This is a genomic window from Vogesella sp. EB (assembly GCF_001037925.1).
In the GTDB taxonomy this organism is placed as follows: Bacteria; Pseudomonadota; Gammaproteobacteria; order Burkholderiales; family Chromobacteriaceae; genus Vogesella; species Vogesella indigofera.
On record NZ_LFDT01000017.1, the window covers coordinates 24,039 to 41,846 of the forward strand.

Sequence of the window (17,808 nt, forward strand, 5' to 3'; positions counted from 1 at the left end):
GCTAGGTCATGAGCAAATTCGACCTGTTGATTCGGCTGGCACAAGACAAGCTGGACGAGGCTGCCAAACGCATGAAGCAGGCGCAGCAGGCGCAAACGCAGGCGGAGGCGACGCTGCGGCAGGTGGATGCCTTTCTGGCCGACTACCAGCAGCGGGTGCTGCACATGGCGCAGCGTGGCCTCGGTGTCGGGCAATGGCGGGACGCGCGCCTGTTCCTGCTCAAGCTGGAAGAGGCGCGGCAACAGCAGCAGCACGAGCTGGATCGTTGCGTGCAGCGTTTCCTGCTGGAGAAGCAGGCTTGGCTTGGCCTGCGCAAGCAGCTGAAGTCCTACCAGGTGCTGCAGGAGCGCGAGGCAGAGCGTCTGAGCGTGCGACAGCGCAAGGCCGAGCAGAAGCAGATGGACGAATTTGCCGCCCGCATCAGCTCCCAGGACAAGGCTGAGTAGCACGCACTGCTGCTTGGCACAATTCATGCTTTTGTCGGGGTGATGACAATAAGGAGCATGTCTAAATGGCCATTACCGTCCAGTCCGTTTTAAACCTGAGCGACAGCTCGGCCACCCCGAGCCAAAGCTATGTCAGCACGCCGGACTCCCCTTTTGCCATGTTCTTTGCCAACCAGTTGCAGGCGTTCACCCTCGGGCAGCCGGGCGTGGCGGCGGCCGGCGACAGTGCGCTGCTGGATGGCATCGGCCAGCAGCCGCGTGCTGCCGCGGTGCAAGACGCTTCCTTGCTGCTGGGCGGCCTGTTCATGCCCGGCAATGCCGCGGCCAACCCGCTGACCACCTCTGCCGGCAAGGATGCCGCGGCGCTCTCCGCCCTGTCGGATCCCGCGGCGCTCGGCGAAGCGCTGACGGCGGAGGAGTTGGCCGCACTGGCCGGTGCCAAAACCAAGGCCGCCAAAGGTGGCGAGACGACCGGCGCATTGTCGGAACTGGCAGCGCTGACTGGTGACGCCGCCGCTGACGAAGCGCCGGTACTGCCGGGGCTGCTGGCCGCTGCCAGCAGTGACAAACGGGCGCTGCGCGCGTTGAAGGATGATGGCCTGTCCGCCGCGGTGGCGGTGCGGCTGGCCATGCGCGAGGCGGAAGCGGCCGAGGCTGCTTCCGAAGTGAAAACCTTGCCGCCGGCGCTTGCCGCCGGGCGGCAGGAATTGCCGACCGACTTGTCCGCTAGCGGCGCCGGCAAGGAGCTGAAAGAAGTGCTGCTGGGCGGCACCATGGATCGCAGCAAGCAGTGGGGCGAAGCCTTTGGCCAGCAAGTGGTGAAGGCGGTTGAGCGGCAGCTGGACTCCGCACGCTTCCATGTCACCCCGGAAAAACTGGGGCCGATTGAAGTCCAGATCTCCATGAACAAGGAGCAGGCGCAAATCGTGGTGACCACCTCCAACCTGATGGCCAAGGAAATCGTCGAGAGCCATCTGCCGGCGCTGTCGCGGATGATGGAGCAGGCCGGCCTGCAGCTGGCCGATGCCCAGGTCTCCTCGCAGCAGCAGGGCCAGCAACAGCACGGCCAGCAGGCGCAGCAGCAGCGCGGCCGCGCCCAGTCCGAGGCGATGTCGCCGCTAGCTGAGCTGGAGTCCACCGCACCGGCGGCGACCGTCTCTTCCGGCCTGAGCGTGACCGCCTGATTGGCCAGCCGTGTCGCAGGCTGAAGCAAGGTTGGCCGCAAGCTGGAAACGGCTTGCTGTTTCCCCGGAAATCTACTAAATGGCTGTTCAACTCGACAAGAAATGGAGAAAATAGGGGTTAAGCATTTCTTTTAAACGAGAGCAGGTATTGTCATGGCCGAAAAAGATAAAAAAGAAGACGTTAAAGAAGCCAAGCCCGCGGCAGGAGGCAATAACAAACTACTCTTGGTTGTCATCGTGTTACTGGTGCTGGTACTGGCCGCGGTGGGCGGTCTGGCCGCCTATGTGTTCCTGAGCAACAAGTCGGCCGCCGGTGCCGATGCCAGTCATGCCACCACCGAGCATGCGCCGGAAAAGAAAGAGAAAAAAGAAGGCCCGCCGGTGTTCGAGAAGCTGGAACCGTTTGTCGTCAATCTGAGCGGTGGCTCGTCGATGCTGCAAATCGAGCTGCAGGCCGAGTTGTACGACGAAGCCGCCAAAAACAATATGAAAGCCTATCTGCCGAAAATCCGCAGTGCCCTGATCCTGTTGCTGTCGGCCAAGACCGAAGAGGAACTGCAGTCGGCGGACGGCAAGATCAAGCTGAAGGCGCAGATCAAGAAAATCATCAATGAGTCGATGGATGCCGGTGAAGAAGAACCGGTTGAAAACGTGCTCTTCACATCCTTCATCATTCAGTTGCAGTAATCATGGCTGATGAAATCCTGTCCCAGGAAGAGGTCGACGCGCTATTACGCGGCGTGACCGGGGAAGAGGACAACGACGGCGCGGACAGCGACAACGGTGGCGTACGGGCCTATGACATCGGCCGCCAGGAGCGCATTGTCCGCGGCCGGATGCCGACGCTCGAGATTATCAACGAGCGTTTCGCGCGTAATCTGCGTATCGGTTTTTTCAACTTCCTGCGCCGCAATGCCGAGATCTCGGTCGGGCCGGTGCGGGTGCTGAAGTACAGCGAGTTCATCCGTAACCTGGTGGTGCCGACCAACCTCAACCTGGTGCACGTCAAACCGTTGCGCGGCACCGGGCTGCTGATTTTCGACCCGGACCTGGTGTTCCTGGTGGTCGACAACCTGTTTGGCAGCGATGGCCGCTTCCACGTGCGGGTGGAAGGCCGCGACTTTACCCCGACCGAACAGCGCATCATCCGCAAGATGCTGGAAGTGGTGTTTGCCGAGTACCAGAAGGCGTGGGAGCCGGTGTACCCGATCGAGTTTGTCTATCTGCGCTCGGAGATGAATACCCAGTTTGCCAACATTGCCACCCCGACCGAGGTGGTGGTGGCGGCGACCTTCCATATCGAGCTGGGTGCCGGTGGCGGCGACTTCCACGTCTGTCTGCCGTACTCGATGATCGAGCCGCTGCGCGATCTGCTGGCCAGCAGCATGCAGGCTGACCGTACCGAGGTCGACAACCGCTGGGTCAACCTGATGCAGTACCAGGTGCAGGCCGCCGAGGTGGAACTGGTCGCCACCCTGGCGCAGACCAAGGTGACACTGGGCGACATCCTCAATCTCAAGGTCGGTGACGTGGTGATGGTGGACGTGGCGGAGAAGGTGGTGGCTGACGTGTCGGGCATCCCGGTGCTGGAGTGCAGCTACGGCACGGTCTCCGGCAATTACGCATTGAAAGTGGAAACGATACTGTCTGGGGCGCAGGAGCTGTTTGAGCCGCCACCGAGTGGAGAGCAAGAAGATGAGTGACGAGCAGGGCTTTGATCCGGATTCGGTTGCCGGAGCAGTTGACGAAGAAGTGTCCATGGACGACTGGGCAGCGGCGATGGCCGAACAGGAAGTGGCGGACACCGCCGCCGCCGAGGTAAAACCGGCGACCAACCTGTTCCAGGACCTGTCCGGCAGCAGCCAGAGCCAGGCGGTGCCGCAGAATCTGGACATGATTCTGGATATCCCGGTACAGCTGACCGTCGAGCTAGGGCGTACCAAGATCGCGATCCGCAACCTGCTGCAGCTGGCACAGGGCTCGGTGGTGGAGCTGGATGGCCTGGCCGGCGAGCCGATGGACGTGCTGGTCAACGGCTGCCTGATCGCGCAGGGCGAGGTGGTGGTGGTCAACGACCGTTTCGGTATCCGCCTGACTGACATCATTACGCCCGTCGAGCGTATTCGCCGACTACAGAAATGAACCGATTGCTGATTGTGTTGCTGTTGCTGCCGCTGTCGGTCAGCGCCGCCGTGCCCGCCGCCGATGCGGGCACTTCGCCGTTGTGGGGGCTGGTACAGGTGATGCTGGCGCTGGGACTGGTGCTGGCGGTGATCGTCGGTGCCGCGTGGCTGTTCCGCCGCGTCAGCATGGGCGGCATGCTCGGGCGCTGGCAGCCGGCCAAGGTGGTCAGCGGCGTGATGGTCGGCCCGCATGAGCGGGTGGTGATCGTCGAGCTGGACGGGCAGTGGCTGGTGCTTGGCGTGACGGCGAAACAGGTCAACCTGCTGACCAGCATGGCCAGGCCGGAAGGCGCCGCCAATGCCGCCACCGTGCCGGCGGCCACGCCACCCTTTGCCGAATGGTTGGCCGCAGCGCTGGCCAAACACCGCCGACCCTCCTCCAACGATACGCCATGAGTACACTCCAACGATTGGGCGTGCTGGCGCTGTTGCTGCTGCCGCTGGGCAGCCAAGCTGCCGGCTTGCCGATGATGACCAGCGCGCCGGATGCGGCCGGCGGGCAAAGCTACTCGCTGAGCCTGCAGATGCTGCTGTTCATGACCTCGCTGAGCTTCATCCCGGCGATGATGCTGATGATGACCTCGTTCACGCGCATCATCATCGTGCTGTCGCTGCTGCGCCAGGCGATGGGCACCATGCAGTCGCCGCCGAACCAGGTGCTGATCGGGCTCAGCCTGTTCCTCTCCATTTTCATCATGTCGCCGACGCTGGACCAGGTGTACGCCAATGCCTGGCTGCCGCTGTCGGAGAACAAGATATCGTTCGAGCAGGCCGCCGGCGAGGCGGCCAAGCCGATGAAGGCGTTCATGCTGACGCAGACGCGGGAAAAGGATCTGGCCTTCTTCATCGAGATCTCGCGCTCGCCGGCACCGGCGACCCCGGCCGAGGTGTCGCTGAAGACGCTGATTCCGGCCTTCGTGATCAGCGAACTGAAAACCGCGTTCCAGATCGGCTTCATGATCTTCATCCCGTTTCTGATCATCGACCTGGTGGTGGCCAGCATCCTGATGGCGATGGGGATGATGATGGTGTCGCCGGTGATCATTTCCTTGCCGTTCAAGATCATGCTGTTCGTGCTGGTCGACGGCTGGACGCTGCTGCTCGGCTCGCTGGTGCAGAGCTTCGGCGGGAGGTAGACCATGACGCCAGAATCGGTCATCACCCTGATCCAGAATGCGCTGTTCATCCTGATCATCGTCGCCGCGCCGCCGCTGGCGGTGTCGCTGCTGGTCGGCCTGCTGGTCAGCATCCTGCAGGCGGCGACCCAGATCAACGAGATGACGCTGACCTTCATCCCCAAGCTGATCGCCATGTTCCTGGTGCTGGTGCTGGCCGGGCCGTGGATGCTGACCACGCTGATGGACTACACCACGCGGCTGTTCCAGAGCATTCCGCTGGCCATCGGCTGACATGTTTGCCATCAGCGATGCCCAGATCAACCTGCTGGTTGCCTACTTCGTGTGGCCGTTCTCGCGCATTCTCGGCGTGCTACTGGCCGATCCGCTGTTTGCCTCGCGCAGCATCCCGCGTCGCTTCAAGGCCGGTTTTGCGCTGCTGCTGACGCTGCTGGTGGCGCCGCTGCTGCCACCGCTGCCGACCGTGCCACTGGTGTCGGCCGCCGGTTTGCTGATCGTGCTGCAGCAGCTGATGATCGGCATCATCATCGGCTTCGTGATGCGCATCGTGATCACCGCGGTGGAGCTGGCCGGCTTCATCATGGCGACACAGATGGGTCTTGGCTTCGCGATGTTCTTCGATCCGCAGCACGCGGCGCAGGTGCCGGCGGTATCGCGGGTGCTGACCATCCTCACTACGCTGCTGTTCCTGGCCTTTGATGGCCACCACATCCTGCTCACCGCGCTGATGGACAGTTTTGACAAGATGCCGATCGGCGTCAGCGTGCCGGCACTGTCGCTGCGGCTGCTGGCGGAGTGGGGCGGTCATCTGTTCCTGTGGGGGCTGTGGCTGTCGTTGCCGGTGGTCGGCAGCCTGCTGGTGACCAACTTGGCCATCGGCGTGATGACGCGCGCGGCGCCGCAGTTCAACGTGTTTTCCTTCGGTTTTCCGCTGACGCTGATGATCGGCTTCATCGCGCTGTACCTGGTGCTGCCCTTGCTGGAGCCGGCGATCGCACAAATTTACCGTGATGGTTTCGGCTTTATCAGCAAGCTGCTGATAGCCCCCTAGCTTTTTGCTAAAATCGGCACCCTGCGTTACCCAATTCATTCTTGCGGCGTGCACACGGTACGCCGCCGACTTTTTACTCGATTGAGGCTGCTATGGCTGGTCACAGCAAATGGGCGAACATCAAGCACAAGAAAGAACGCGCTGACGCCAAGCGCGGCAAAATTTTTACCCGCCTGATCAAGGAGATCACGGTCGCGGCCAGAATGGGTGGCCCGGACCTGGATTCCAACCCGCGCCTGCGCCTGGCGGTGGACAAGGCCTGGGACGCCAACATGCCGAAGGACAACGTGCAGCGCGCGATTGACCGTGGCGCCGGCACGCTGGAAGGCGTCGACTACATCGAGTGCCGCTACGAGGGCTACGGCATCGGCGGCGCCGCGGTGATGGTGGACTGCCTGACCGACAACAAGACCCGTACCGTGGCCGACGTGCGCCATGCCTTCTCCAAGTACGGCGGCAACATGGGCACCGACGGCTGCGTGGCGTTCCAGTTCAGCCACTGCGGCTACCTGGTGTTTGCGCCGGGCGTGGACGAGGACGGCCTGATGGAGGCAGCGCTGGAAGCCGGCGCCGACGACGTGATCACCAACGACGACGGTTCGCTGGAAGTGATTACCGGCCCCTACGAGTTCAGCGCCATCAAGGCGGCGCTGGAAAAGGCCGGCTACAAGTCGGAAATGGGCGAAGTGACCATGCGGCCACAGAACGAGACCGAGCTGACCGGCGACGACGCGCTGCGCATGCAGAAGCTGCTCGACGCGCTGGAAGACCTCGACGACGTGCAGGATGTCTACACCTCCGCGGTGATGGACGAATAAGTGTCGCCGCCTGCTCTGCCGGCAAGGCCCGTGTTGTCACGGGCCTTTTTGCTGGCCGCGTTGCTGTTGCTCGCGGTGGCGGCGCGTGCGCAGTCGCTGGTGATGTACAGCAGTGCACATACCGCGCCCAAGCAGTTTGCCGACGGCGGGCGCGCTAGCGGCTACGCGGTCAACCTTGGCGTGGCGATCCTGCGCCGCGCCGGCTTCGAGCCGGAAACGCGTGCGCTGCGGTGGGCGCGGGCGATCAAGGAAGTCGAGGCCGGTCGCGGCGTGCTGGCGCCGGTGTTTTCGCGGACGCCGGAGCGCGAACAGCTGTTCCTGTTCTCGCTGCCGGTGCTGGAGGATGCGGTAGTGCTGGTGCAGGACGCCGCGCGGCCGTTCCCGTTTGCCACGCAGCGTGACCTGATCGGCAAGCGCGTCGGCACCACCCGTGCCGCCCGCTTTGGCGCCGAGCTCAACGCGGTGCTGCCGCAGCTGCGCATCAACGAGGATGGCGAGCCGCCGCAACGGCTGGCGATGCTGCTGGCCGGCCGGCTGGACGCGGCGGTGATTGCCGGCGGCGAGCAGGCGGTGCGCTACAACGCGCAGCGCGCCGGCATCGCGCTGTCGCGCCTGCGCATCGTCGGCAATCCGCTGTTGCTGGACAGCAATCACTTTGCCATCGCCAGGGCCCATCCCGAGGCCGAGGCGATCATGGCGCGCATCAATGCCGCCATCAGCCGCATGAAGGCGGAGCGCAGCCTGCAGCGGCGGCTGGACGACTACCGCGCCCGCTACTAACGCACAAGGTTGGCCGCAAGGCTTGCGGCCAACCTTGTGTCGGCGTGGTGGTGTCTAGTGGCTCAGAACACCGACTCGCCGCTGCGGGTGGTGAAGCGGTCCAGCGCCTCCAGTCCGGCCAGCGAATTGCCGCGCGCATCCAGCCCCGGGCTCCACACCGCGATGCTCATCTTGCCGGGCAGCACCGCCAGGATGCCGCCGCCGACGCCGCTCTTGCACGGCAGGCCGACGCGGTAGGCGAATTCGCCGGCGGCATCATAGGTGCCGCAGGTCAGCATGATGGCGTTGACCTGCTTGGCCTGGCTGCGCGTCAGCCGTTGCGCGCCGCTGACCGGCGAGGCGCCGTGGTTGGCGAGGAACAGGCCGGCGCGCGCCAGCTCGGCCACATTCATGCGCAGGCTGCAGGCGCGGAAGTAGTGCGCCAGCACCTGCTCGACATTGTTGTGCAGGTTGCCGCAGCTCTTCATGAAGTGCGCCAGCGCCGCATTGCGGTGACCATGTTCCGATTCCGACGCCGCGATCACGTAGTCGAAATCCAGCGCCGGCTGCGCGCTCTCCTCGCGCAGGAAGTCGCGCAGCGCGCTGCTGGAATCGCCGAGCTGGCTCAGCGCGATGTCGGTGACCACCAGTGCGCCGGCGTTGATGAACGGGTTGCGTGGCACGCCCTGTTCGTACTCCAGCTGCACCAGCGAGTTGAACGGGTTGCCAGACGGCTCCTTGCCGACGCGCTGCCACAGCGCGTCGCCGTACACCGCCAGCACCCGCGCCAGCATGAAGGCCTTGGAGATGCTCTGGATGGAGAAGCGCTTGTCGCTGTGGCCGGTGGCGTACAGCTGGCCGTCCAGCGTCGCCACCGCCATCGCGAATTGTTGCGGGTCTTCGCCGGCCAGTGCCGGGATGTAGTCGGCGGGCGCGGCCTGCGCGAGGTAGGGGCGGACATCGGCGGCGATGTCGTCGATCAGTTGTTGGATGTTCATGGTTTGCTATCGGTCAGGTGTTGTTATCGGTACTACCCTGGCCGGCCGGGCGGTCTGTGCCGCCTCGTACTGGCCAGTCATTTCCACCGGCAGCCGCTGGCTGCCGGCCGGATCCGTTGTGGAGCGGCTGCCGTTCAGGACGGCAGCGTCTCGAGCGCCCATTCCGCGACAAACACGTCACGGAACTGGTACAGCCACTGCAGTCGCGTCTCGGCCAGCGCGCGGCCGGCGGCGGTCTGCATGGTGGCCGGCAGCGTCGCCAGCTTCACCGCGATGTGGTCCAGCGCGTAGGCGCGGTCATCCAGCGGTCGCTGCACGGCGAGCACGTCATCGCTGGCGGCCAGTGCGCTGTTCATGCGGCCGGCGGTGTAGAACAGTCGCGCCAGGCCGACGGCGCCGAGCGCGTCCAGCCGGTCGGCGTCCTGCACGATCTGCGCTTCCAGCGTCTGCGGTGCGATATTGGCGGAAAAGCTGTGTGCCTCGATGGCGTGCGCCACCGCCGGCAGCCGTGCCGCGTCGAAGCCGGCGGCGGCCAGCCTGGCGCTGGCCAGCGCCGCCGCCTGGCGCGAGGCGAGGTGGCGCTCGGGGTGGTTCTTCGGCAGGTTGACCAGGTCGTGCAGGTAGCAGGCCACCATCACCACCAGCGTGTCGGCCTGCGGGTAGCTGGCCAGCAGCTGTCGCGCCGCATGCCAGACGCGGCCGAGGTGATTCAGGTCGTGGGCGCCGTCGTCACCGGCCTGTTCGCGTGCCAGCGAGAGGCAGAAGGCTTGCCAGTGGTGCAGGTCTTGCATCGTCGATTCCTTGCAGAGGGGGCGGTATTAGAGGGCGCGGCGGTCGGGCTTGTCAATGCGCGTTGCAGCATGTGGGGCTGGTCATTGCCGCGGGCGCAAGGTTGGCCGCAACGACGGCTGGCTGCGGAGTGTGGCGGCTCAGTCGCGCACCGGGCCGCGCAGCGACTTGACCTTGCCGCGCAGGCTCTTGCTGTCCATGCGCCGCTGCCGTGCGCCGTAACTCGGCTTGCTGGCACGGCGGGCCTTCTGCTCGTGGCTGACGCTGTCGACCAGCTGCTGCAGCCGCTGCAGCGCATCCTGCCGGTTCTGCTCCTGGGTGCGGTATTGCTGCGCCTTGATGATCAGCACGCCGTCCTTGCTTAGGCGCTGGTCCTGCAGTGCCAGCAGGCGTTCCTTGATGTGCTCCGGCAGGGTCGAATCGCGGATCACGAAGCGCAGGTGGATGGCGGAGGACACTTTGTTGACGTTCTGTCCACCGGCGCCCTGCGCACGCACGGCGCTGATGTCGACCTCCTGCGGCGAAACCGGATACTTGCTCATGCGGCCAACCTGTGGCCGCGGGCAGCGCCGGCGGGCGGGCTTGCGGCAGGCGCGTGGGTGATATCGATAGCAGCAGTCATGATTTCGGCTTTGTACGGGGATTGGGCATAATGCGGCGATGGCCGCAGGGTGCGGGATGACTGGATTCTAGCGCCTTTGCGATGATTGCGTATGGAGCCGGCGGCGCCGGCGAGGAGGGTTGATGACTGATTATCTGCAGCAGGCCGGACTGGCACTGACCGCGACACAACTGTCCGCCGCACAGCAGGCGCTGGCGGTGGCGCTGACGGTGCCCACGGCAGCGGACTATCCCGACTTGTACCGTTACCCGGTACCCAAGCTGGGCGAGGGCGGCAGTTGCTCGCTGATCGACGAGCTGGAGGCCGAGCCGTGGGACATCGCGCCGCAGTTTGGCGGCGAATCGCTGCCGCTGGCGCAACAGCTGCTGGCGTTACAGGCCTTGCTGGATGCGGTGCTGGCGCAGGTGCCGGCCGACTGGCTGGGGGTGTATTGCCGGGTGCCGCGACCCGAGGCCGACGTGCTGCTGAAGCTGGCCTACCGCGGCCTGCCCAGCCGCGCCGAATTCCCGCTGACCGAGGCGTTTGCCGCCGCCAGCAACAACAGCAAGGTTGGCCGCAGCGGTCGCGGCGTGGTGATCGACGATGTGCGGCAATGGCAGAGCGAGGGCGGCGCCTATTACGAGTGCGACCCCAAGGTGCGCAGCGAGGTGTGCCTGCCGGTGTTTGACGCGGCCGGCGAGGTGATCGGCATTCTCGATGCCGAGTCGGCGCAGCCGGGGTTTTTCCACGCCGGGCACCAGGCCACGCTGGCAGCACTGGCCTGCGCGCTGTCGGCGCACTTCGTCAGCCTGCGGGCGCTGGCCAAATCGGCGGCGACGGTACTTTAAACTGCAAGCTTTTGCCCCCATTATCTTCCAGATGAATGCACAACAAGTGGAAGCCAACGTGACTCAGCCTGATTCTCCGGTGCGCGTCGATTATGTCGCAACCTGCCAGTTACCCACGCAGTGGGGTGTTTTCGACATGCACGGCTTTGAAGAAGTCGGAGGGCGCGAGCACGTGGTGCTGACGCTGGGCGAGGTGACTGACGGTGCGCCGCTGACCCGCATCCACTCCGAATGCCTGACCGGTGATGCGCTGTTTTCTTTGCGCTGTGACTGCGGTTTCCAGCTGGCGGCCGCGCTGGAAGCAATCGCCGCCGAGGGGCGGGGCGTGCTGGTGTATCTGCGCCAGGAAGGGCGCGGCATCGGCCTGATCAACAAGATCCGCGCCTACAAGCTGCAGGATGGTGGCGCCGATACCGTTGAGGCCAACGAACGGCTGGGTTTCCCCGCCGACATGCGCGACTTTCGCATCGCGCGCGAGATGCTGGCGCATCTGGGAGTGACGGCGGTGCGCATCATGACCAACAATCCGCGCAAGATCGACACCCTGCAACAGGCCGGCATTGAGGTGGCCGAGCGCGTGGCGCTGCAGGTTGGCCGCAATGCCTACAACGACCACTATCTCGACACCAAGAAAGCCAAGCTGGGTCATTTGTTCGGTCTTTGACTTCATGATCCGGCAAGCTGGCCGATAAGGTCAGTGTCGGGCATGACAGGAAAGGGCGTGTGCCATGGTCAAGGTAACGGCAGTAGGGCCGGCGTTGCCGGTGGGTGAGCAGTTGCCGCGCACCCCGGAGTTGCGCCATGCGACGGGCGCCGGGCCGGCGGTGCCGCAGGATGCCTTCCAGCTCAGTCTGCTGGCACAGCATGCACAGCAGCTGGATCCGGACGAGCATCCGGCGGCGCTGGAGCTACCGCAACTGGAGGCGGAGCTGGCGCACCTGTTGCAGTTGCTGGAAGAGCGGCTGTACAGCATGCGCGAGCGTGCCCTGCTCGGCGGCGGTCATCCTTCCTACGGCCTGCTGCAGGAGTTGCAGCAGGTAAGCCAGGTGTTGCAGCGACTGGTGCCGTTATGGCCGCAGTGTGCGCGGCCGGCGTGGCGCGCAGCGGTGGCGCCGCGACTTGCGGGGATATTCAATATCTGCCACTTCGTGTCGCGGGCGGTGACACGGGCCGGCGAGCGCAGCGAGGTGCAGCACCTGCAGCAGGCGCTGCAGCAGAGCGAGCAGGCATTGCGCTAGGATGGGCTTGATCTGAAAGTGGATCGGAAAAACAAAAAACCGGCTCGTGAGCCGGTTTTTTGTTTATTTGGTGGAGATAAGCGGGATCGAACCGCTGACCTCTTGCATGCCATGCAAGCGCTCTCCCAGCTGAGCTATACCCCCGAAATGCTGGCGTCCCCACGGGGATTCGAACCCCGGTTATCGCCGTGAAAGGGCGACGTCCTAGGCCTCTAGACGATAGGGACAAATTGTGGTGGAGATAAGCGGGATCGAACCGCTGACCTCTTGCATGCCATGCAAGCGCTCTCCCAGCTGAGCTATACCCCCACGGGACGCTGAAGAACCGGTTGATTCGTCAGCGAGGTGCGCACTATAGCCCGAGGCTTTTATGGCGTCAAGCGCTTTTCTGCTTGAGCTGCGCGTTGCGTGGCGCACGGGCGCTGTTGCTGTCCAGCTGCGGCAGTTCGGCCGGCTGCTCGTCGGTGGTTTCCGGTGGCGGGCTCAGCCAGCGTACGGTGTTGAGGGTGCCGGTGATGCGGTTGTTTTGCGTGTTGCTGCAGCTGAGGCACACCGGCTTGCCGTTGCGCTCGCGGAAGGCCTGGTCGACGCGCTTGCCGTGGATCGGGCGCTGGTTCTCCTGCTGCCAGTTGAGCAGGGTCTCCGCCAGCAGTTGCGGCACGATGTCGTCCTTCTTGTAGCTGTCGCGATAGGCGTGCAGCCACAGTTCACCGGCGCTGTCCTCGCTCAGCAGCGTGGTCTGGTAGCTGATGGTGACCGCGGCGCCGATATCTACCCAGTCGGCCAGTGCCAGCGCGTTCTCGCTGCGCAGGCGCACGCAGCCGTGGCTGCGAAAGCCGGGCACGCTGGCGGGCTGGTTGGTGCCGTGAAAGCCGAGGCCGAGCTTGGTTTCGCCAAAGCGGATGAACACGGGCCCCAGCGGATTGTCCGGCCCGGCGGCAACGGTGGTCTGCACCGGCTTGCCGGCACGCGCCATTTCTTCCTGGATCGATTTCGGGACGTGCCATACCGGGTTGCGGTAGATGCCGGTGACCGCGTAGTTGCCGGTCGGGGTGTTGGTGATCATTTTGCCGACCGCCACCGGATAACTGTTTACCAGCGTGCCGTCCTGATACAGGAAAACACGGGTTTGCGGCAGGTTGACGACCAAGTGCTGGCCGGCGCTGCTGACCAGGACATCCGGCTCCGGCGTCATGGCATGGCTGGAGACGGTGGCGGCCAGGGTGCAGGCCGCAAGCAGGGACGAAAATTTCATTCTCTGGCGATTCAGGATAAACGGATACTCCGATGTTAGCAGATACGCCGGACGGCAACATCCGCCAAATGTGGCGGTGCACCGTGCTTTTTGTGGCGCTTTCTGCGACAATTCCAGACTTTGTCTTTTGCCTTTTTACTTGCTGAAACAATGACTCAAGCGTCTGTAGTTGCCCATATCGAGTCGCTGGACCACGAAGGTCGCGGCATTGCCCGTGTCGATGGCAAGGCCATCTTCATCGATGGCGCGTTGCCATACGAAACAGTGACTTATCAAAGTTATCGCGTCAAGAAGAGTTACGAGAATGCCGACGTGGTGGATGTGCTGAAGGAAAGCTTCCTGCGCACCGATCCGTCCTGTCCGCATTTTGGCGTGTGTGGCGGCTGCTCGATGCAGCACGTCGAGTTTTCGGCGCAGGTCGCCATCAAGCAGCGCGTGCTGGAAGACGACCTGCAGCATATCGGCCGGGTCAAGGCCGAGGTGGTGATGCCGCCGATTGCCGGCGCCGCCTGGGGCTATCGCCACCGTGCCCGCCTGTCGGCGCGCTATGTCGCGAAAAAGGACGGCGTGCTGGTCGGCTTCCACGAGAAGCGTTCCAGCTTCATTGCCGACATGAGCGAGTGCCACATCCTGCCGTCGCACATCTCGGCGCTGATCGTGCCGCTGCGCGAGCTGATCGCCAGACTGTCGATCTACAACCGCATGCCGCAGGTGGAAATTGCGGTCGGTGCCGAGCTGGACGTGCTGGTGTTCCGCAATATGGACGACATCACCGAGGCCGATTTCGCCTTGCTGCAGGCGTTCTCCGACCGTCACTCCACGCCGCAGCGCACGGTACAGATCTGGCTGCAGCCGAAAGGGCCGGAGACCTGCTATCCGATCTACCCGCTGGATGCGCCGAAGCTGACCTACCGCCTGCGCGATTTCGACGTCGAGATGCCGTACTACCCGACCGAATTCACCCAGGTCAATCCGGAAATCAACAACGTGATGGTCAGCCGCGCGCTGCGGCTGCTGGATCCGCAGGCCGGCGAGCGCATTGCCGACATGTTCTGCGGCATCGGCAACTTCACGCTGCCGATCGCGCGCAGCGGTGCCATCGTGCACGGCATGGAAGGCAGCGAGGCGCTGGTGAAGCGGGCGGTGGAAAACGCCACCCACAACGGCTTGCAGCACAAGGTCAGCTACGAGATGGCCAACCTGTTCGAGGTAACCGAGGCATCGTTCGCGGCGCTGGGCAAGTTCGACAAGATGCTGGTCGACCCGCCGCGCGACGGCGCGATGCAGTTGCTGAAGGCGATCACCGAGGACACCGCACCGCAGCGCATCGTCTATGTGTCGTGCAATCCGGCCACGCTGGCGCGCGATGCCGGCGTACTGGTCAATACCAAGGGCTACACCCTGAAAACGGCGGGCATCATCAACATGTTCCCGCACACCGGCCACGTAGAGTCGGTGGCCTGGTTCGAGAAAACGGGTCCGTGCAAGACCAATGCAGAAGTCGAGGCGATGGAGGCGGCGGAAGAGGCGGTGCGCGAGGCGGCCCGTGCCGCGTCGATGGCGGCCCGCCAGGAGCGCGAGGCGCTGGCTGCCGCCGAGAAGGCGGTCGAAGTGGCGGAGAAGGTGGCCGCGAAAGAGGCCCGTCGTGCCGCCTATCTGGCCAGTGTGACCGACAAGCCGGCGCCGTAACACGCGGCACTGCGTGCAGTAGTGACAGGACAGGCCGCCGGTACGAACCGGCGGCCTGTTTTTGTGCGCGATAGCGTTATTTGGAACACGGCGCTCAGCCGTGCCACGGCCGTCGGTTGCGGCCAACATTGGCCGCAATGGCCTCAGCCGCCGCTTTGCTGGCGTTGCAGTAGCGGCAGGAATTCGTCGGCCGGACTGTAGCCGATGAGGCGTTGCTGCTCATTGCCGTGGCGGTCGAAGAAGATCATGCCCGGCGGACCGTACAGGCCGAAGCGTTGCAGCAGCGCCTGGTGCGCCGGCAGGTTGGCGGTGACGTCGGCCTTCAGCAGTACCACCTTGGCCATGGCCTGCTGTACCGCCGGGTCGCGGAAGGTGGTGTCTTCCATCTCGATGCAGGACACGCACCAGTCGGCATAGAAATCCAGCAATACCGGCTGGCCACGGGCGGCATTGAGGGCGGCATCCAGTTCGGCCACGCTGCCGATGGTGCGGAACTGCGGCTTGCTGCTGCCTGCGGTGGCGCCGAGTGCGGCCAGCGGGTAGCGGGCCGATTTGGCGCCGCTGAACACGCCGATCAGCTGCAGGGTGGCGACCAGCGCCAGCAGCAGGCCCAGCGCCTTGCCCAGCTTGAGCACTGACGACGCGTTGGTTGGCAGTGGATCAAACGCTTTCAGGAACACTGCGCTGGCCAGCGCCAGTGCCGCCCACAGCAGCATCACCACGATGGCTGGCAGGAATGGCGTCGCCAGCCAGATCGCCACCGCCAGCATCACCACGCCGAACACCGCCTTGACTGTCTTCATCCACATGCCGGCTTTGGGCAGCACGTGGCCGCCAAAGGTGCCGACGATGACCAGCGGCAGGCCCAGCCCCATCGCCATGGCGTAGAGGGCGATACCGCCCAGCCAGGCATCGCCGGTCTGGCCGATATAGCCTAGTGCCAGCGCCAGCGGCGGGCCGACGCAGGGGCCGATCAGCAGCGCCGACAGCACGCCCATGCCGAACACGGTCACGATATGGCCGCCGGACAGGCGGTTGCTGGAGGCGGCGAGACGGGTCTGCCAGCTGGACGGCAGCTGGATGGAAACGATATCGAACATGCCCAGCGCAAACACCACCATCAGCAGGCTGGCGCCGAGGATCACCGCCGGCTGCTGCAGCCACACGCTGAGCAGGCTGCCGGTCAGGCCGGCCACGATGCCGATGGCGGTGTAGCTGACCGCCAGGCCCTGGACATAGGTCAGCGCCAGCAAGAAGCCGCGACGACGGGTGAGGTGCTGGCCCTGACCGGCAATCAGCGACGACACGATGGGCAGCAGCGGGTACATGCAGGCGGTGAATGCCATGCCCAGACCGGCGGCAAAGAAGGCCGCCAGCGTGGCGGCCAGGCCTTCGCGCGGCGGCGGCGAGGGGTCGCCCTGCGCGCCGGCCGGCTGCAGCCAGGGCGACAGCGCCTTGCTGTCACCGCCGATCGCGAGGGTGTGGGTGTAGGGCGGGTAGCACAGGCCGGCATCGGCGCAGCCCTGTACCGTGGCCTTGAGGGTGAACTGCTGTGGCGCGTCCGGGCGCAGCGTCAGCAGCATCACGGTCGCCCCCGGCGGGTAGGTAGCCTGCTTGCCGAAGTAGGGGTCGTCCTTGGGCTTGCCGGCGGGCAAGGCCTGCTGCGCGATCAGCGCCGCCGGTATCGTCTCGAAACGGCTGCGGTCGCGGTACAGGTAGTAGCCGTCGGCGACGGTCACCGTCAGTCGCAGCTGTGATCCCTGGCGTTCGGCGGTGACGGCAAACGCCTGCTCCGGCGGCAGCAGGTCGTCCTGATCCAGCGCGTGGGCAAGGGGAGGCAGCAGCAGGCTCAGCCACAGCAGGCAACGGGTGAGGAAAGAGAAAATGCGCTTGTTCATGAGCTTGTGACCGCCATAACGGCGGTGCCTTGATTGGTTGTTGCGACGGTGCGGTCGTGGCTAAACGTACCGCCCATATTTTGCCAAGCAAACGCTTGATATACTATGGGGCACGAGGAGCACCTGCCATGACCCCCATCATTCATTTTGCCCACGCCAACAGCTTTCCGGCGTCGGTGTACGGCAAATTGCACCAGTCGCTGCGCGAACAGGGCTGCCACGTCGGCTACCTTGACTGCATCGGCCACGATCCGCGCTATCCGGTGACCGACTGTTGGCCGCATCTGGTCGAGGAGACCGTTGCCTATATGCGCCAGCATTATGACCGGCCGGTGGTCGGCGTCGGGCACTCGCTGGGCGGTTTCATCCTGTTCTTTGCCGCCATCCGCCACCCGGAGCTGTTCAGCAAGCTGATCATTCTCGATTCGCCGCTGATGGGGCCGCTGCGTTCGCGCGGCATCTGGCTGGCGAAAAAACTGGGCTTCATCGAGCGCGTGACGCCGGGCGGCAACACCCTGAAGCGGCGCGACAACTGGGCCAGCGTCGAATCGGTGTACGACTATTTCGCGCGCAAGCCGATGTTTGCCCGCTTCGATCCCGACTGCCTGCACGACTATGCCGCGCTGGGCACGGTGGCGACGGCCGATGGCGGCCGCCGTCTGAAATTCCGGCCGGTGATCGAAAACGCGATCTACAACACGCTGCCGCATTCGGTGCCCCGCTACAAGGGACAGCTGCGGGTGCCGACGGTGTTTGTCGCCGGCGAGGACAGCGATGTGCTGACGCCGGCCGATCTGGCCTTTATGCGCAAGCACTTCGCTGTGAACATCGTTGTGCAAAAAGGTTCGCACCTGTTTCCGCTGGAGCAGCCGCAGGCCACCGCGGCGCTGATCATGGCGCAACTGGCCGTCTGAC

The 17,808-nt window shown here is 64.6% G+C and carries 21 protein-coding genes and 3 tRNA genes; 16 read left to right on the forward strand and 8 right to left on the reverse strand.

Going from position 1 to position 17,808, the window contains the following annotated elements:
• Nucleotides 1–8 precede the first annotated feature (8 nt).
• The 11 genes from fliJ (at nt 9) to ACG97_RS11005 (ending at nt 7,598) form a co-directional block, all read left to right on the forward strand.
• A complete protein-coding gene (fliJ, locus tag ACG97_RS10955; RefSeq protein ID WP_047967403.1) occupies nt 9–446 on the forward strand; it encodes a flagellar export protein FliJ in 438 nt (145 codons plus the stop codon).
• A 65-nt stretch (nt 447–511) separates the two neighbouring features.
• Nucleotides 512–1,630 (forward strand): flagellar hook-length control protein FliK, encoded by a 1,119-nt coding sequence (locus ACG97_RS10960; protein ID WP_082133739.1) that lies wholly within the window; start codon nt 512–514, stop codon nt 1,628–1,630.
• Nucleotides 1,631–1,783: 153 nt separating this feature from the next.
• Complete coding sequence (gene fliL / locus ACG97_RS10965; protein WP_047967405.1) at nt 1,784–2,317, forward strand: flagellar basal body-associated protein FliL; 534 nt, start codon at nt 1,784–1,786, stop codon at nt 2,315–2,317.
• Nucleotides 2,318–2,319: 2 nt separating this feature from the next.
• Entirely contained in the window at nt 2,320–3,333 is a 1,014-nt protein-coding gene (gene fliM, locus ACG97_RS10970; RefSeq protein WP_047967406.1) for a flagellar motor switch protein FliM, read from the forward strand.
• Nucleotides 3,326–3,772 (forward strand): flagellar motor switch protein FliN, encoded by a 447-nt coding sequence (fliN, locus tag ACG97_RS10975; protein WP_047967407.1) that lies wholly within the window; start codon nt 3,326–3,328, stop codon nt 3,770–3,772. The genes fliM and fliN overlap by 8 nt, the downstream gene beginning before the upstream one ends.
• Entirely contained in the window at nt 3,769–4,209 is a 441-nt protein-coding gene (gene fliO / locus ACG97_RS10980) for a flagellar biosynthetic protein FliO (RefSeq protein WP_047967408.1), read from the forward strand. The genes fliN and fliO overlap by 4 nt, the downstream gene beginning before the upstream one ends.
• Nucleotides 4,206–4,949: a flagellar type III secretion system pore protein FliP gene (fliP, locus tag ACG97_RS10985; protein ID WP_047967409.1), complete on the forward strand. Its 744-nt coding sequence runs from the start codon at nt 4,206–4,208 to the stop codon at nt 4,947–4,949. Before fliO ends, fliP begins: the two co-directional genes overlap by 4 nt.
• 3 nt (nt 4,950–4,952) lie before the next feature.
• Nucleotides 4,953–5,222 carry a flagellar biosynthesis protein FliQ gene (fliQ, locus tag ACG97_RS10990; protein ID WP_047967410.1) on the forward strand — a complete coding sequence of 90 codons (270 nt, stop codon included), beginning with the start codon at nt 4,953–4,955 and terminating at the stop codon, nt 5,220–5,222.
• 1 nt (nt 5,223) lies between these two features.
• A complete protein-coding gene (gene fliR / locus ACG97_RS10995; protein ID WP_047967411.1) occupies nt 5,224–6,000 on the forward strand; it encodes a flagellar biosynthetic protein FliR in 777 nt (258 codons plus the stop codon).
• Between the two features lie 92 nt (nt 6,001–6,092).
• A complete protein-coding gene (locus tag ACG97_RS11000; RefSeq protein ID WP_047967412.1) occupies nt 6,093–6,818 on the forward strand; it encodes a YebC/PmpR family DNA-binding transcriptional regulator in 726 nt (241 codons plus the stop codon).
• A 30-nt stretch (nt 6,819–6,848) separates the two neighbouring features.
• Nucleotides 6,849–7,598, forward strand: coding sequence for an ABC transporter substrate-binding protein (locus ACG97_RS11005; RefSeq protein WP_156168016.1), 750 nt, complete (start codon nt 6,849–6,851; stop codon nt 7,596–7,598).
• 62 nt (nt 7,599–7,660) lie between these two features.
• Here ACG97_RS11005 and ACG97_RS11010 read toward each other — a convergent pair whose 3' ends face one another.
• The 3 genes from ACG97_RS11010 to arfB form a co-directional block, all read right to left on the reverse strand.
• On the reverse strand, nt 7,661–8,575 hold the full coding sequence (locus ACG97_RS11010; protein WP_047967414.1) for a glutaminase: 915 nt from the start codon (nt 8,573–8,575) through the stop codon (nt 7,661–7,663).
• A gap of 134 nt (nt 8,576–8,709) precedes the next feature.
• Nucleotides 8,710–9,366, reverse strand: coding sequence for an HD domain-containing protein (locus ACG97_RS11015; RefSeq protein WP_047967415.1), 657 nt, complete (start codon nt 9,364–9,366; stop codon nt 8,710–8,712).
• Nucleotides 9,367–9,504: 138 nt separating this feature from the next.
• Nucleotides 9,505–9,906: an alternative ribosome rescue aminoacyl-tRNA hydrolase ArfB gene (gene arfB, locus ACG97_RS11020; RefSeq protein ID WP_047967416.1), complete on the reverse strand. Its 402-nt coding sequence runs from the start codon at nt 9,904–9,906 to the stop codon at nt 9,505–9,507.
• Nucleotides 9,907–10,108: 202 nt separating this feature from the next.
• On the opposite strand from arfB, the gene ACG97_RS11025 reads away from it, so the two are divergent.
• The 3 genes from ACG97_RS11025 to ACG97_RS11035 all read left to right on the forward strand — a co-directional run bounded on the left by ACG97_RS11025 (nt 10,109) and on the right by ACG97_RS11035 (nt 12,051).
• The gene (locus ACG97_RS11025; RefSeq protein ID WP_047967417.1) at nt 10,109–10,813 is read left to right on the forward strand and encodes a GAF domain-containing protein; all 705 of its coding nucleotides are present in this window, start codon (nt 10,109–10,111) and stop codon (nt 10,811–10,813) included.
• A 31-nt stretch (nt 10,814–10,844) separates the two neighbouring features.
• Entirely contained in the window at nt 10,845–11,477 is a 633-nt protein-coding gene (ribA, locus tag ACG97_RS11030) for a GTP cyclohydrolase II (protein WP_202902754.1), read from the forward strand.
• A 64-nt stretch (nt 11,478–11,541) separates the two neighbouring features.
• The gene (locus ACG97_RS11035; RefSeq protein ID WP_156168017.1) at nt 11,542–12,051 is read left to right on the forward strand and encodes a hypothetical protein; all 510 of its coding nucleotides are present in this window, start codon (nt 11,542–11,544) and stop codon (nt 12,049–12,051) included.
• A 68-nt stretch (nt 12,052–12,119) separates the two neighbouring features.
• On the opposite strand, the gene ACG97_RS11040 is transcribed toward ACG97_RS11035, so the two are convergent.
• From ACG97_RS11040 to ACG97_RS11055, 4 genes are all read right to left on the reverse strand, one after another.
• Nucleotides 12,120–12,195, reverse strand: a tRNA-Ala gene (locus ACG97_RS11040).
• Nucleotides 12,196–12,202: 7 nt separating this feature from the next.
• A tRNA-Glu gene (locus ACG97_RS11045) sits at nt 12,203–12,278 on the reverse strand.
• A gap of 6 nt (nt 12,279–12,284) precedes the next feature.
• Nucleotides 12,285–12,360, reverse strand: a tRNA-Ala gene (locus ACG97_RS11050).
• A 67-nt stretch (nt 12,361–12,427) separates the two neighbouring features.
• Entirely contained in the window at nt 12,428–13,306 is an 879-nt protein-coding gene (locus ACG97_RS11055) for a L,D-transpeptidase (RefSeq protein WP_082133741.1), read from the reverse strand.
• 150 nt (nt 13,307–13,456) lie between these two features.
• Between ACG97_RS11055 and rlmD the strand changes: the two genes are divergently transcribed.
• On the forward strand, nt 13,457–14,995 hold the full coding sequence (gene rlmD, locus ACG97_RS11060; RefSeq protein ID WP_047967419.1) for a 23S rRNA (uracil(1939)-C(5))-methyltransferase RlmD: 1,539 nt from the start codon (nt 13,457–13,459) through the stop codon (nt 14,993–14,995).
• 143 nt (nt 14,996–15,138) lie between these two features.
• Here rlmD and dsbD read toward each other — a convergent pair whose 3' ends face one another.
• Nucleotides 15,139–16,893: a protein-disulfide reductase DsbD gene (gene dsbD / locus ACG97_RS11065; protein WP_047967420.1), complete on the reverse strand. Its 1,755-nt coding sequence runs from the start codon at nt 16,891–16,893 to the stop codon at nt 15,139–15,141.
• A gap of 128 nt (nt 16,894–17,021) precedes the next feature.
• Here dsbD and ACG97_RS11070 point away from each other — a divergent pair, with 128 nt between their 5' ends.
• Entirely contained in the window at nt 17,022–17,807 is a 786-nt protein-coding gene (locus tag ACG97_RS11070; RefSeq protein WP_047967421.1) for an alpha/beta fold hydrolase, read from the forward strand.
• Nucleotide 17,808: the final 1 nt, after the last annotated feature.

What these genes read in the sequence shown, in the direction of transcription:
- fliJ (WP_047967403.1), top strand. Translation starts at nt 9, where the DNA reads ATGAGCAAATTCGACCTGTTGATTCGGCTGGCACAAGACAAGCTGGAC.
- ACG97_RS10960 (WP_082133739.1), top strand. Translation starts at nt 512, where the DNA reads ATGGCCATTACCGTCCAGTCCGTTTTAAACCTGAGCGACAGCTCGGCC.
- fliL (WP_047967405.1), top strand. Translation starts at nt 1,784, where the DNA reads ATGGCCGAAAAAGATAAAAAAGAAGACGTTAAAGAAGCCAAGCCCGCG.
- fliM (WP_047967406.1), top strand. Translation starts at nt 2,320, where the DNA reads ATGGCTGATGAAATCCTGTCCCAGGAAGAGGTCGACGCGCTATTACGC.
- fliN (WP_047967407.1), top strand. Translation starts at nt 3,326, where the DNA reads ATGAGTGACGAGCAGGGCTTTGATCCGGATTCGGTTGCCGGAGCAGTT.
- fliO (WP_047967408.1), top strand. Translation starts at nt 3,769, where the DNA reads ATGAACCGATTGCTGATTGTGTTGCTGTTGCTGCCGCTGTCGGTCAGC.
- fliP (WP_047967409.1), top strand. Translation starts at nt 4,206, where the DNA reads ATGAGTACACTCCAACGATTGGGCGTGCTGGCGCTGTTGCTGCTGCCG.
- fliQ (WP_047967410.1), top strand. Translation starts at nt 4,953, where the DNA reads ATGACGCCAGAATCGGTCATCACCCTGATCCAGAATGCGCTGTTCATC.
- fliR (WP_047967411.1), top strand. Translation starts at nt 5,224, where the DNA reads ATGTTTGCCATCAGCGATGCCCAGATCAACCTGCTGGTTGCCTACTTC.
- ACG97_RS11000 (WP_047967412.1), top strand. Translation starts at nt 6,093, where the DNA reads ATGGCTGGTCACAGCAAATGGGCGAACATCAAGCACAAGAAAGAACGC.
- ACG97_RS11010 (WP_047967414.1), bottom strand. Translation starts at nt 8,575, where the DNA reads ATGAACATCCAACAACTGATCGACGACATCGCCGCCGATGTCCGCCCC.
- ACG97_RS11015 (WP_047967415.1), bottom strand. Translation starts at nt 9,366, where the DNA reads ATGCAAGACCTGCACCACTGGCAAGCCTTCTGCCTCTCGCTGGCACGC.
- arfB (WP_047967416.1), bottom strand. Translation starts at nt 9,906, where the DNA reads ATGAGCAAGTATCCGGTTTCGCCGCAGGAGGTCGACATCAGCGCCGTG.
- ACG97_RS11025 (WP_047967417.1), top strand. Translation starts at nt 10,109, where the DNA reads ATGACTGATTATCTGCAGCAGGCCGGACTGGCACTGACCGCGACACAA.
- ribA (WP_202902754.1), top strand. Translation starts at nt 10,845, where the DNA reads ATGAATGCACAACAAGTGGAAGCCAACGTGACTCAGCCTGATTCTCCG.
- ACG97_RS11035 (WP_156168017.1), top strand. Translation starts at nt 11,542, where the DNA reads ATGGTCAAGGTAACGGCAGTAGGGCCGGCGTTGCCGGTGGGTGAGCAG.
- ACG97_RS11055 (WP_082133741.1), bottom strand. Translation starts at nt 13,306, where the DNA reads ATGAAATTTTCGTCCCTGCTTGCGGCCTGCACCCTGGCCGCCACCGTC.
- rlmD (WP_047967419.1), top strand. Translation starts at nt 13,457, where the DNA reads ATGACTCAAGCGTCTGTAGTTGCCCATATCGAGTCGCTGGACCACGAA.
- dsbD (WP_047967420.1), bottom strand. Translation starts at nt 16,893, where the DNA reads ATGAACAAGCGCATTTTCTCTTTCCTCACCCGTTGCCTGCTGTGGCTG.
- ACG97_RS11070 (WP_047967421.1), top strand. Translation starts at nt 17,022, where the DNA reads ATGACCCCCATCATTCATTTTGCCCACGCCAACAGCTTTCCGGCGTCG.